Raw genomic sequence first — 13,291 nt, 5'->3', positions numbered from 1 at the left:
TCTGCGAAGTCCCGGTCCTCGCCAAGCGCTCAGCGTGCCGCGTAACGCCGATTCGCGCCCACTGCGTCCTCCCGGATACACGCTAGCGTGTCCCGAATATTTGTTCTAGACGCAACTGTCATGCGAGCGCCAGTTATCGATCACTTCGTCACCGTTTGGTTGACCCACGGGGTGCCGACGCGGATGGTGCTCGATGGTCGGCGATGGATCGTGACTGACACCCCCTACACGTCTGGGCGCTCCGGTGCGGTCGTGTTGAATGTGGCGGAACAGTGCGACGGGTGGCGGTTTCAGGCTAGCCGGGCTGGGCAGAGTTTCGTGTTCGATGTATTCGCTGACGCGGGCGGACACTGGCACGTGCACCGCGTGTACGACTGACTACCGTCACCACACGATCGGGATGAGGGAAACGAGGAAGCCGACCACCGCGACGATGATGCCGGCGAGCGCGACGGCCATGCATGCGCGTTGCGCGGGTGGTGAACGCCGCTGGAGCGCGAGGCGATCCGGATAGCGGGAAAACACGTAACCCGTCGTCGCCAACAACTCGTTTCCTTCGTTGGCTTCCGGGGCCGTCAGGGGACGCGAGTAAGTGTGATCACCGACCGACCAGAGGACGACGGGCTGTGCGTCGAGATCCTCGACGATGGTCACACTGACGGCCTGACGCGCGTTGTCACGGGCACGTAGGATCAGGGCAGCGATGAGGAGGGGCATCCCGAGAATCCCCCCGACCCACGACAGCACCTCCGCGATGATCCCCACGGCATCGACCGCGCTCATGACTTCCCATACCGTTCTGCCGCACGACTCGGTCTCTACGCCCGACGAGCCGCTGACGGATATGCCGCTCGTTTCTCACCAGTCGTGCCGTCAGCACACGAGTCGCGGTGCACCCTGGAACTGCGCATCGCCCTATGGAGAACGGGGTCGGGGTCGAAGGCGTACGCCACCGAAGCTGCCTCCGGTCGATTCGACCTGATTCAGGTATGCGAGCATTCGGGTCGCGTGTGGGTCAAGTCCCCGGTAGTGGTGTAGCGCTCGGTCCTTCGGTTTGAGGGTTAGGCGCTGAGTTCGAGGATGCTGTCGGTCACCCCCTCGGGGCTGTTGTCGGCGATGAGGGTGAGTCTGCTCTTGGCGAGGATGTCGAGGCCGAGGTAGCGGCGTCGTTCGGCCCATTCGTCGGTCTGCTCGGCCAGGACGGCGCCGACGAGGCGGATGATCGCGTCGCGGTTCGGGAAGATGCCGACGGAGTCGGTGCGGCGGCGGATTTCTCGGTTCAGTCTCTCGTTCGGGTTGTTGGACCAGATCTGCTGCCAGAGCCCTTCGGGGAACCCGGTAAACGCGAGGATGTCCGCCCGTGCGGTGTCGAGGTGCTCGTGCGCGTCCGGGAGCTTGTCGTCGACGTAGTCGAGGAGTCGGTCGAACTGCGCGTGGACGCTGTCGGCGTCGGGCTGGTCATAGACGGAATGCAGCATCGCTTTGACGGCCGGCCACATGGTCTTCGGCGTCACAGACATCAGGTTCGCGGCGTAGTGAGTTCTGCATCTTTGCCAGACCGCCCCGGGCAGATTCGCCGCGATGGCTTCCACCAGCCCGGCGTGCGCGTCACTGGTGACCAGACGGACCCCGCCCAGGCCGCGGGCGACAAGATCGGCGAAGAACGAGTTCCAGGCCGCCCCGGTCTCGCTCGTCGCGACGCGGAGCCCGAGGACTTCGCGGCGCCCGTCCGCGTTCACGCCGGTCGCGATCAACACGACCGCATTGATCACCCGGCCGCCCTCACGGACCTTCATCGTGAGAGCGTCGGCGGCGACGAATGTGAACGGCCCGGCGTCGCCGAGCGGCCGGTGGCGGAACTGGTCGACGTGCTCATCGAGGTCGGCCGCCATCCGCGAGACCTGGGACTTCGAGAGGGAATGGATCCCGAGGGTCTTCACCAGCTTGTCCATCCGGCGGGTGCTGACGCCGGCGAGGTAGCAGTCCGCAACGACGGTGATCAGCGCGCTCTCTGCCCGTTTGCGGCGCTCGAGCAACCACTCCGGGAAGTAGGACCCCGCCCGCAGCTTCGGGATCGCGACGTCGATGGTGCCAACGCGGGTGTCCAGATCGCGGTGCCGGTAACCATTGCGCTGCACGAGCCGGCCGGGTGAGGGCTTGCCCCACTCCGCACCAACGACGGCGTCTGCGTCCGCGGACAGCAACGCGTTGATCATGGTCTGCAGCAAGCTGCGCATCAGATCCGGGGACGCGTCCAACAGCGCTTCGTTGAGTACGCCGGCAGGGTCGACAATATGAGGAGCGGTCATCGTGATGACTCCATTCGAGTGAGAAGTAGAGAGCTTTCTCGAAGGATCACACGGTGACCGCGTCTACGTCAGGAACGACGAGCCAGACCACCGCGCGCTACACCACTATGCGGGACTTCACTGGCATCGGCGGATGGCGTTCGACGGGACATGGGACCGGGTGTCGTCGACGATCACGGCGGCAGCGGATGCGGCGGGCATGATCGATTGGTCCCTGTCGGTGGACTCCACAATCGCTCGCGCGCATCAGCACGCGACGAACATCACCCGCCTCACAGGGGGCTGGATCGAGTTACAAGAATCTGCAGGAAGAGCCGCCTGACCACGGTATCGGCCGCTCCAGAGGGGGCCTGTCGACGAAGATCCATCAGCTCGTCGACGGCAACGGGCTTCCTCTGGTCACCCTGGTCACGCCCGGACAAGCCGGGGACTCTCCGATGTTCTTGCCGCTAATGGAACATCTGCGAGTCGAGCGGGACACCGGACGGCCACGCACCCGTCCGGACGCCGTCCGGGGCGACAAGGCGTACTCGTCCCGCGCGATCCGTTCGCATCTCCGAGGCCGGGGCATCAAAGCCGTGATTCCCGAGCCCGATGACCAGAAGGGGCACCGCAAACGCCGCGGCTCACGCGGTGGCAGACCCGTCGGTCTCGACGCCGCCGACTACCGCAACCGGAACGTCATCGAACGCGGATACTGCCAAATCAAGCAATGGCGAGGCCTCGCCACCCGCTACGACAAACACGCCGTAATCTACCGCGCCGCCGTCGTCCTCAACGCCGTCATCGCATGGGCCAAGGCTTTGTCAGACACGCCCTAGGTGTACGGGGTCAGGACGTTGGTTGCAGTCGGCTGATCGGGGGGTTGCCTCCGAGGGCTGAGTGGCGTCGTCCAGTGTTGTAGTGCTCGAGCCAGGGGTCAAGTGCTGCGGTGCGGTCGTCGTTCGAGGTGAACGGTTGCCGGTAGGCCCATTCGGTTTGCAGGGTCCGGTTGAACCTCTCCACCTTGCCGTTCTGCCACGGGCAGTGCGGTTTGATGAACTTCTGCCGGATGCCGTGCGCGCCGCAGACGCCGCGCAGCGACCATCGGTAGGCCCAGGCGTTGTCGGTGATCAGCCGCTCGATGCGGGGGATGCCGTGCGCGGCGAAGTAGCCGATGGCGCGTTCGAGGAACGCGGCGCAGGTCGGGCCCTTCTCGTCGGGGAGGACCTCGGAGTATGCGAGCCGGGAGTGGTCGTCGACGACGGAGTGCACGTAGTCGTAGCCGACGACGGTCTGTTTCCGGGCGGCTGTGGAGCCCATCGCTCTGCCGTGCGCCTTCCACCCGCCGCCGTCGGGGATGCGACCGAGCTTCTTCACGTCCATGTGCACCAGCTCGCCGGGCTGCTCGCGTTCATAGCGGACCGCTGTGGTCTTCGACGCGCGGATCCGCTCCCCGGTCATCGGGTCCAGATCGACCAGACGAGGCAGCCCGGACCGGGCGATGATGCGCGACACCGTCCGCGCCGGCACCCCGGTGCGGGCCGCGACCTCGTCACGGCCGACTCGTTCCTTCTTCCGGATCGCGACCACCGCCGCGGCCCTGGCATCGGGGGTGCGGTTGGCGACGTGGTGAGGCCGCGAGGAGCGATCGTAGAGACCGGCTTCACCCTCGGCGCGGTAGCGGTCCAGCCACCGCTTCACGCAGCGTCGGGACACGCCCATTGCCGCGGCGATATGCGCCTGCTTCCACCCGGCACCGGCACGATGGACGATGAGCAGCCTGCCGTGCACGGTCAAGCGGGCATTACGGTGGGACACGAGAACCTCCGAGTTCGTGAAGACGTCAGACATCTCCACTAAGCCCGGAGGTTCTCCCCTTTCACAAGACCGGAAACGCCACCAACCTCATGGCCGGGTACACCTAGGACCCCTAACCACGAGTACGCTGCGCGATCGCTCAGCTCGCAGAAGCCGGGTCCATCCAGGAGATCACCGGCGGCACGCGACACCGGGTCTGGGTCGCCGCTGAGCTTCTGCGGGGCTCGACGACCTCGACCGGCGGATCCGGACCGAGATGACGAGCCCAGGCCACAACACCTGACGCGCTACGCGGTGAGGGAGTCCTCGTAGTCGGCATCCGGATCCGTGCGCCGACGTGCGCCGCTGACCGATTGCGGCTGATTCGTCTCGCACGCACCGAATCGCCAGCCGAGCACGACGGCCGGGCATGCCGACGCTGCGACGATCGCCGCGATCGGCAACCAGCCCTCGGGTCCGCCCAGACCGTCACCCGTCAGCCACAGCGCGAGAGCCGTGGTGAGCACGCCGACGGCGAGCCCGAAGATCGCGAACACCACTTGGTGCACCCAGCGGCGGCTCTCTGCGCGCAGCGCTCGTCCGAGCAGGAATGCCGGCGGAGAGCCGACGAGGAGAGCTCCGAACGACCACGGCAGCGTGAGCGACAGCGTCACGAAACCGATGCCGCCCATCGGCACGAGCAGGGCGAGCTGGTGAATGACGAGGAACCACACCCACGCCGCGATCGCACCGCGAATGAACTCGGCGCGGGAGAAGCCCATCGGCTCCTCATTGGTCCTCGGTCTCGCCTTCACTCCCGTTCGCACGTGTCTCACCACCTCACTCGATCTGCTTGTAGCCTCCCCAGCCGGCGCTGATGAGCGTGCGGGCCTTGAGCTTGCCGGTGCCGTCACCGGGGTAGAGGTAGAGTTCGCCGGAGCTCGTGCGGGCGATGATGTCGGCCTTGCCGTCGCCGTTGTAGTCGACCCCACCGGTGATCGCGGTGATCGATCCCCAACCGCTGACCGTCACGCGGGCGTTGAAGCCGCCGGCCTTGCCCTTGTAGAAGTACAGGTTGCCGTCCTTCGAGACGGCCATGATGTCGCCGAGCCGGTCACCGGTGAAGTCGCCGCCGACGAGCATCCGCATGCCGTTCCAGCCGCTGCCGACCGTGACGTTGGGCGCGGCGAGCGTACCGGCGCCACTGCCGCGGTAGATCGTGAGGACGCCGGATGCCGACACCCCGAGCACGTCGTGCAGCCCGTCTCCGGTGTAGTCGGCGCCCGAGACGACGTGCAGCATGTCGTACCAGCCGCTCCCGAGTCGGCTGTACTCGCCGAACCCGCCGCCGGGTGCCCCGCCGTAGAACTCGAGCAGTCCATCGCTGCGGACGGCGAGGAGGTCCGCCCGGCCGTCGGAGTTCAGATCCGTGTACGTCAGGTGGCGGTACAGGCCCCATCCGCTGGTGACGGTCGACGGGGCGGCGAACTTCCCCCGGCCGTCGCCGGCCATGAGTTCGAGGTCGCTGCCGGCGGCGACGCCCAGCAGATCGGCCCTGCCGTCGCCGGTGAAGTCGGAGGTGCCCTTCGGTGCGGGCGAGGCCGTCCGCAGACCGGGGAACACGAGCGGCAGCGCGGCGCCGCGCGTCACCGTCGACAGGCACGTGAAGCCCTGGTTGATCGCGGTGTAGACCGAACCGTTCCGCCACACTTCGAAGTGCAGGTGCGCGCCCGTCGAGTTGCCGGTGCTCCCGACGACGCCGATCTGCTGGCCGCGCTGCACCTGCACGCCGGGCGCGACCGTCCCCTGAGAGACCATGTGCGCGTAGCGCGTGACGTAGCCGCCGACGTGCTCGATGTCGACGAAGTACCCGTAGCCGCCGCTGTAGGCGCGCGTCTTGACCACGCCGTCGTACGCGGCGAGGATCGGCGTGCCGCCCTGACCCGAGATGTCGATGCCCTGGTGCGTCGGCCTGCCGGTACCGCAGCCGTCTGCGACCTTCGAGCGGATGGTGCCGGATGCCGGGATGATCATCTGCCCGTCCGTCGCCGCCGAAGCAGCGACTGCGGCGGTCACCTGCGGCGCCACGAGTCCGATGAGCACGGCCACTGCTGCGACCATGGCGAGGCGCGCCAGACGCCAGCGTGACCTTCGTCTCATCCCGAGTTCTCCCCGACTCGCGCGGCTGCGTGAGTGCAGCATCCATCGAGGTCACGGTATCAGCGCGGCAGCTTCCGCGTCGTCAGGCCTCACCCGGCAGATGCTGCGGCAGCGACGAGCTCCTCGTCCTCACGCAGGCCGCGCCCGCCGCGGAACCGTGCCGCCGGGTGCGTGTCCGCCACCCGCGGACCGTCGCCGTGCACGCGCTCGCGCAGCGTCTCGCCCGGCACGTACGCGTCGCGCAGCCGGCCCCGGCGGCGCAGCTCGGGCACCGCGAACTCGATGAAGTCCTTGGCCGTGTCGGGGCTGTGGTACTGCACGAGGTTGATGCCGTCGATGTCGTGCTCGTCGAGCCAGCTCTCGATCTCGTCGGCCACCTCGGTCGGCGACCCCACCGCCATGAACGGCTTGCGGTGGAACCCCGTCATCGTCTTCAGGAACTCGGCGATCGTCAGCTCCTGCGGCAGGAACGCCGCCTGCAGGTCATCGGCTCTGCCTTCGCGGCGCAGAGCCTCGCCGAGGGTGATGTCGCCGTCGTGCGCCGTGGGATCGAACGGCAGGCTCGCGTGCGCGAGCACCCCGTCGATGCTGGCGTGCTCGTCGTATTCGCGCAGCTTCGCCTCGGCATCCTCCGTGGTCGCCCCGACGATCACCGTCGCCCCGACGACGAACTTGATGGCGTCCCTGGGCCGTTCCTGCCGCTCGAGTTCATCGCGGATGCGTCCGATCGTCGCGCTGACCTGCTCGAACGAGCGCCCACCCGTGAAGATCAGCTCGGCGTGACGCCCGGCGAACTCGATCCCGCGCGAGGACTGCGTCGCCTGGATGAGGAACGGCGTGCGCTGCCGCGACGGGGAGGACAGGTGGGGGCCCGCGACCGAGAAGCGCGGGCCCTCGTGGTCGATGTAGCGGATCTTCTCCGGGTCGGCGTAGATGCCGCGCTCCCGATCCTCCACGATCGCGTCGTCGTCCCACGACCCCTCCCACAGCTTGTAGAGGACGTCGAGGTACTCGTCGGCGATCTCGTACCGGGTGTCGTGGTCGACCTCGCCGTCCAGCCCGAAGTTGCGCGCCGCGTTCGGCAGATACGACGTGACGATGTTCCACCCGACCCGCCCCTTGGTCAGGTGATCGAGCGTCGACATGCGCCGCGCGAACGCGAACGGCGGCTCGTAGGTGGTGGAGAACGTGATCCCGAAGCCCAGATGCTTCGTCACGGCCGCCATGGCCGGCACCACGAGCATCGGATCGTTGCTGGGGATCTGCAGGCCTTCGCGTATCGCCGTCTCGGGCCCGCCGCGGAAGACGTCGTAGGCGCCGATCACGTCCGCGAGGAACACGGCGTCGAACCCGCCGGCCTCGAGCTGCTGCGCGAGCTCGGTCCAGTATTCGATGTCGTTGAAGCGCGTCCGCCGGTTGCCCGGGAGTCGCCACAGCCCGTGCGTGATGTGGCTCACGCAGTTCATCTCGAACAGGTTGAGGATGAGGCGCTTCGGATCCGACATGGCCAGGATGCTCCTTCCGGGCCCGCCCCGTGCGAACCGCTCCCGATCCTTCCGCGATCGCCTCCGGCGGCGCTCCTGCGTGACGAAATGCACCGCCCCGTGACGAAGTGTGACGCTCCGCGGCGCCGCATGACACGGCCTCTTCCCCCGGATGCCGCGGGCCGCCATGCTCGGTGGCGTTCTGCTCCACAGCATCCACGAAAGGCATCGCACGATGACCACCATCAGCAGCACTCATCGCCTCCGGCGAACCGCGACGATCGCAGCCACGGCAGCGGTATCGATGATGGCGCTGACCGCATGCGGCGCCTCGTCGGCGGCTCTGCCCGCAGCCGACGCGCAGCGCGTCGAGGGCGGCACGATCGTCTACGCCCACCAGCAGGAGCCGCAGTGCCTCTTCGGCGGCTGGATCGAGCAGGCCTACATCTCGTACCAGTTCATCGACAACCTCGTCTCGCTCGACGAGAACGGCGAAGTCGTACCGTGGCTCGCCGAGAGCTGGGAGGCGTCCGACGACGGCCTCACCTACACGCTGACGCTCAAGGACGGTGTCGAGTTCACCGACGGCACCCCGCTCGACGCCGAAGCCGTCGCCTACAACTTCGACTACTGGGTCGCGGGCGGCAACAGCACCGCCGCCGTCTGGCTCGGCGGGTACTACGAATCGGCCGAGGCCCTCGACGACCTGACGGTCGCCGTCCACCTCTCCCGCCCGTACACGCGGTTCGTCGAGAACCTGTCGCAGTCGTACTTCGGCATCCAGTCCCAGCACGCGCTCGAGACCCGCACCGACGAGGAGAACTGCGAACAGCCGATCGGCTCGGGGGCCTTCAAGGTCCAGGAGTGGAACCGCGGCGAGAACGTCATCCTCACCCGCAACGAGGACTACACCTCGCCGCCCGCGAACGCCAAGCACACCGGGCCCGCCTACGTCGACGCGATCGACTGGCGCTTCGTCGCCGACGGCGTCACCCGCGTCTCGGCCCTGCGCGCGGGCGAAGCCGACGCGATCTACGACATCCCGGCCCTCGAGTGGGCGGGGCTCGAGGGCGAGCAGCAGTGGGAGCTGCTCAAGTACGTCACCCCTGGTCGCCCGCAGCAGATCTCGTTCAACACGACGCGTGCGCCGTTCGATGACGAGAACCTGCGCAAGGCCTTCATCTACAGCCTGGATCGCAAGACGATCGTCGAGACGATCGGTCACGGCGTGATCCCCTACGAGGGCAACGGCGGGGTGAGCCAGACGACGCCCGGCTACAGCCAGACGGCTGCCGACTACTACGACTACGACGTCGACGAGGCGAACCGACTGCTCGACGAGGCCGGCTGGACCGACCGCGACGCCGACGGCTACCGCGTCAAGGACGGCGAGACTCTCGACGTCGTCTTCCCGTACAACGCCGGGACGATCATCAACGCCGACGGCGCCGCGATCTTCCAGGCCGTGCAGGAGCAGGCGAAGGCCACCGGATTCAAGGTGCAGCTCATCCCCGTACCGCCGTCCGAGACCTGGGCGGGCAAGTACGCGGGCCCGGAGAGCTACGACATCTCAGCCGGGTACTGGACGTCGGTCAACGCCGGCATCCTTTACATCAACTGGCGTCCGAGCACCGAGGAGAACCCCAACTTCTCCAACAGCGCCTTCTACGACGACCCGGAGCTCGAGCAGATCATCCTCGATGCGAACTCGGCGGCAGACCTGGACGAGCAGAACGCGCTCTACGAGAAGGCGCAGGAGTACATCGCCGAGCACGCGACCTCGTTCGGCCTCTACGACCGGCTCAGCACTCTCGGTGTCAGCCCGCAGCTGCGGGACGTCTGGCAGGAGAACGCACAGGGAGGACCGACGTTCTATGACGCGTACTTCGTCGAGTGACGTGATCCAGAATCCGGATGCCGCAGCTCAGGCCCCGGCATCCGGTGGGGAAGCACGGGATGCCGGCACCACCGCCCGCCGGCGGGCCGGACGCGCGCGGCGCATCGTCTCGCGGCTGCTGGGCGCGGTGGTGGTGCTCTGGGGAGCGGCGACCGCAGCCTTCCTCGCCCAGGTGGCCCTGCCCGGTGATCGGGCGACAGCCATCCTGAACATCCGCACCGGTCAGGCGCAGGAGCGCACCCCGGACGAGCTCGCCCCGATCATTGAGGCGTACGGCCTGCACGACCCGGTGCTCGTGCAGTACCTGCACTACCTCGCGGGTCTCGTGCGGGGCGACCTCGGGACCTCGTATCAGCAGTTCCGGCCGGTGTGGGACCTCATCGGCGAGCAGCTGGGGGCGACGTTCGTGCTCAGCCTGGTCGCGATCGCCCTCGCCTGGGTGATCATGATCGCGTGGGTCACGCTCACCGCCGGTCGCAGCCGCCGGGTCAGCGCGTTCGGGTCGACCGTCGACACCGTCGCGGCTGCGCTCCCGCCGTACTGGCTCGGCATCCTGCTGCTGCTCGTGTTCGCCCTGAACCTGCGCTGGTTCCCGGTGATGGGCGGCACGGGCATCTCCGGGATCGTCCTGCCCGCCCTCACCCTGGCGATCCCGCTCGCGGGCTTCATGGGGCAGTCCGTGCGGGCGGAGTACGAGCGGGCGCTGGAGCAGCCATTCGTGCTCAGTGCGCGCATGCGCGGCATGGGCGACCTGCAGATCCGGTTGCGTCACGTGCTGCGACACGCGTCGCTGCCCGCGATCACGCTCACCGGATGGGCGATCGGCGCGACGGTGTCGGGCGCCGTGATCGTCGAGCAGATCTACTCCCGCCCCGGCATCGGCAAGACGCTGGTCGCCTCGGTGGGGGCGCAGGACCTCCCCGTCGTCACGGGCATCGTCATCCTCGTCGCGCTCGCGTACGTGGTGGCGAATCTGCTCGTCGACATCGTGTACACGCTCATCGACCCGAGGCTGGAGCAGTCATGACCACCGTCGCATCAACGAAGACCCCGGCTCCGCGGCGCACTCGCATCCGCATCGCGCCCGGCCTCGTCGTCGCCGTCGTGTTCGCCGCGCTGTTCGCGATCGCCGCTGTCGTGCCGCAGATCCTCGCGACGACGGCTCCCACGGCGCAGGACTTCACGGCAGCTCTGCGTCCGCCGTCGTTCGAGCACTGGTTCGGCACGGACGAGTCCGGGCGCGACCTGTACAGCCGGGTCGTCCACGGCACGCGCGAGTCGTTGCTGATCGGAATCGGCGCCGCCGGGATCGCCCTGGTCGCTGCCCTCGTGCTCGGCTCGCTCGCGGCCCTGGGCGACCGCTTCACGTCGGCCATCGTGAACCGGGGCATCGAGGTCGTGTTCGCTTTCCCGATCCTGCTGCTGGCGCTGTTGCTCGTGTCGATCCTCGGCGCATCGGCGTGGACGCAGGTCATCGCCGTCGGCGTGAGCACCGCGCCCGGCTATGCCCGCATGGTCCGCGGTCAGATCCTCGCGGCGAAGAACGCCGGGTACGTCGAAGCGGCGCGGGCTCTCGGGCATGGCCGTGGACGCATCCTCACCCGTCATGTGCTGCCGAACGCCGTCCGGCCGCTGGTCGCGGTGTTCACCATGGCCATCGGGCAGTCGATCGTGTGGGCATCGGGGCTGGCGTTCCTCGGCCTCGGTGTCGCTCCGCCGTCGTCGGAGTGGGGAGCCCTGCTCGACGCCGGCCGCGCCTACATCCTGCAGGCGCCGTGGTTGACGTTCGTGCCGGGTCTCGTGATCCTCGTGCTCGCGCTGACGGCGACGTCCCTCGGCAAGCACATCCAGAACAGCCTCGAGAAGGGCGAATGAGATGACCATCGTCGAAGAGGCACCGCAGCGGACTCCTGTGCAGGACGCCGCCCCGCGCCTGACCGTGCGCGATCTCCAGGTCGGGTTCGCGAAGGGGAGGGACACTCGACGGGTCGTCCACGGCGTCTCGTTCGCTCTCGATGCGGGCCGTTGCGTCGCGATCGTCGGCGAGTCCGGATCGGGCAAGAGCGTGACGGCCCGCACGCTGGTGGGACTGACCGGGGCGGATGCCGTCGTCGAGGCGACAGAGATCCGACTCGGCGACGCCGACCTGACGGCGCAGACGGATCGCACCTGGCGTGGCATCCGAGGACGACGGATCGGGTTCGTCCAGCAGGACGCGCTCGTCTCGCTCGACCCGCTGCGCCCGGTCGGCGCCGAGATCGGCGAAGCCCTGCGCCTGCACGGCTGGCGCGACCGCGCGGCCCGACGGCGCAAGGTGATCGAGCTGCTCGCCAGCGTCGACGTGCCGCGCCCCGAGCTGCGCGCGAGCCAGCGGCCCGGCCAGCTCTCGGGCGGGCTGCGGCAGCGGGCGCTCATCGCGTCGGCGCTCGCCCTGGACCCCGAGGTCATCATCGCCGACGAGCCGACCACGGCTCTCGACGTCACGGTCCAGGCCCAGGTGCTGTCGCTGCTGAACGATGCCAAGGCGCGCGGCACCTCGATCATCCTCATCAGCCACGACCTGTCCGTCGTGGCGAGCCTCGCCGACGAGATCATCGTGATGCGCGGCGGCGAAGTGGTCGAGCAAGGGGATGCCGCGGCGGTGCTGGGGCAGCCGCAGCATCCGTACACGCAGAGCCTCGTGGATGCCGTGCCCGGCGGGCACACCCGCGGTGAGCGTCTCGCTCCGCAGTCGAGTGCCGTCCCGAACCTGCATCTCGCTCGGGACGCCGGCGGCGAGCGGGGAGAGCCGGTGCTCGAGGCGCGCGAGCTCGTGAAGAACTTCGTCACCCCCGACGGCCGGCTCACCCGCGCCGTCGACCGGGTGTCGTTCACGCTGCATCGTGGCGAGACGCTGGGGATCGTGGGGGAGTCGGGTTCGGGCAAGAGCACCTCGGCGCGCATCGCGCTCGCCCTGGAGAAGGCGGATGCCGGCGAGGTGCGGCTGCTCGGTCAGCCGTGGTCGGCGGTCTCGGAGCCGCGGCGGCGTGCACTGCGCCCGCGCATCGGTGTCGTGTACCAGGATCCGCTCAGCTCCTTCGATCCGCGGTGGAACGTCGAGCGCATCCTGCTCGACGCGATCCCTGCGGATGCCGGATTGAACGCCGCCCAGCGCACCCAGCGCGTGCGGGACCTTCTGGCACAGGTGGCCCTGCCCGAGGCCACGGCCGCGCGATTCCCGCTTCGGCTGTCGGGCGGTCAGAGGCAGCGTGTCGCGATCGCCAGGGCTCTGGCGTCGTCACCCGAGATCCTCGTCCTCGACGAGGCCGTCTCGGCGCTCGACGTGTCGGTGCAGGCGCAGATCCTCGATCTGCTCGTCGACCTGCAGGACGAGTACGGTCTCAGCTATCTCTTCATCTCGCACGACCTGGGCGTCGTCCATCACATGAGCGACCGCGTGCTCGTGATGAAGGACGGAGTCGTCGTCGAGGAGGGCGAGTCGGACCGGATCTTCCACACGCCCGAGCATCCGTACACGCAGCAGCTCGTCGCCTCGCTCGCGCGATTGGATGCCGCGCGCTGATCGGCTCGAATGAATCGGCCCCGCGTTCCGCCTGAAGGAATGTGGGGCCGATTCGTTGCGTGGAGCGGAATCCGTTCCTATCGTGATCACACCGGCCCAC

At 68.3% G+C, this 13,291-nt stretch carries 10 protein-coding genes and 1 pseudogene; 5 read left to right on the top strand and 6 right to left on the bottom strand.

The features are described from left to right. Positions 1 to 384: 384 nt before the first annotated feature. Positions 385 to 783, bottom strand: a complete 399-nt coding sequence (locus tag AB0269_RS07685; RefSeq protein ID WP_366210660.1) for a hypothetical protein — start codon at positions 781 to 783, stop codon at positions 385 to 387. A gap of 278 nt (positions 784 to 1,061) precedes the next feature. Then, the gene (locus AB0269_RS07680) at positions 1,062 to 2,309 is read right to left on the bottom strand and encodes an IS256 family transposase (protein ID WP_366210659.1); all 1,248 of its coding nucleotides are present in this window, start codon (positions 2,307 to 2,309) and stop codon (positions 1,062 to 1,064) included. Positions 2,310 to 2,430: 121 nt separating this feature from the next. Between AB0269_RS07680 and AB0269_RS07675 the strand changes: the two are divergent. Further along, a pseudogene (locus AB0269_RS07675) lies at positions 2,431 to 3,130 on the top strand (IS5 family transposase); the annotation flags it as partial. A 10-nt stretch (positions 3,131 to 3,140) separates the two neighbouring features. On the opposite strand, the gene AB0269_RS07670 reads toward AB0269_RS07675, so the two are convergent. The 4 genes from AB0269_RS07670 to AB0269_RS07655 all read right to left on the bottom strand — a co-directional run bounded on the left by AB0269_RS07670 (position 3,141) and on the right by AB0269_RS07655 (position 7,753). Beyond that, positions 3,141 to 4,109: an IS481 family transposase gene (locus AB0269_RS07670; RefSeq protein ID WP_101852925.1), complete on the bottom strand. Its 969-nt coding sequence runs from the start codon at positions 4,107 to 4,109 to the stop codon at positions 3,141 to 3,143. A gap of 287 nt (positions 4,110 to 4,396) precedes the next feature. Then, positions 4,397 to 4,870, bottom strand: a complete 474-nt coding sequence (locus AB0269_RS07665) for a hypothetical protein (protein ID WP_366210658.1) — start codon at positions 4,868 to 4,870, stop codon at positions 4,397 to 4,399. A 58-nt stretch (positions 4,871 to 4,928) separates the two neighbouring features. Further along, the gene (locus tag AB0269_RS07660; protein WP_366210657.1) at positions 4,929 to 6,248 is read right to left on the bottom strand and encodes a VCBS repeat domain-containing M23 family metallopeptidase; all 1,320 of its coding nucleotides are present in this window, start codon (positions 6,246 to 6,248) and stop codon (positions 4,929 to 4,931) included. 89 nt (positions 6,249 to 6,337) lie between these two features. After that, positions 6,338 to 7,753, bottom strand: a complete 1,416-nt coding sequence (locus tag AB0269_RS07655) for an LLM class flavin-dependent oxidoreductase (protein ID WP_366210656.1) — start codon at positions 7,751 to 7,753, stop codon at positions 6,338 to 6,340. 214 nt (positions 7,754 to 7,967) lie between these two features. On the opposite strand from AB0269_RS07655, the gene AB0269_RS07650 reads away from it, so the two are divergent. The 4 genes from AB0269_RS07650 to AB0269_RS07635 are packed head-to-tail and all read left to right on the top strand — an operon-like array spanning position 7,968 to position 13,191. Next, complete coding sequence (locus AB0269_RS07650) at positions 7,968 to 9,629, top strand: ABC transporter substrate-binding protein (RefSeq protein WP_366210655.1); 1,662 nt, start codon at positions 7,968 to 7,970, stop codon at positions 9,627 to 9,629. Continuing rightward, positions 9,607 to 10,656, top strand: a complete 1,050-nt coding sequence (locus tag AB0269_RS07645) for an ABC transporter permease (RefSeq protein ID WP_366210654.1) — start codon at positions 9,607 to 9,609, stop codon at positions 10,654 to 10,656. Before AB0269_RS07650 ends, AB0269_RS07645 begins: the two co-directional genes overlap by 23 nt. Then, on the top strand, positions 10,653 to 11,504 hold the full coding sequence (locus AB0269_RS07640; protein ID WP_366210653.1) for an ABC transporter permease: 852 nt from the start codon (positions 10,653 to 10,655) through the stop codon (positions 11,502 to 11,504). The genes AB0269_RS07645 and AB0269_RS07640 overlap by 4 nt, the downstream gene beginning before the upstream one ends. Before the next feature lies 1 nt (position 11,505). Further along, positions 11,506 to 13,191, top strand: coding sequence for an ABC transporter ATP-binding protein (locus tag AB0269_RS07635; protein ID WP_366210652.1), 1,686 nt, complete (start codon positions 11,506 to 11,508; stop codon positions 13,189 to 13,191). The last annotated feature ends 100 nt before the right edge of the window (positions 13,192 to 13,291 follow it).

Source organism: Microbacterium sp. NPDC077644 (assembly GCF_040702785.1).
GTDB lineage: Bacteria > Actinomycetota > Actinomycetes > Actinomycetales > Microbacteriaceae > Microbacterium.
Note: the sequence above shows the minus strand (reverse complement) of the source record. Positions and strands in the feature narration are given on the sequence as shown.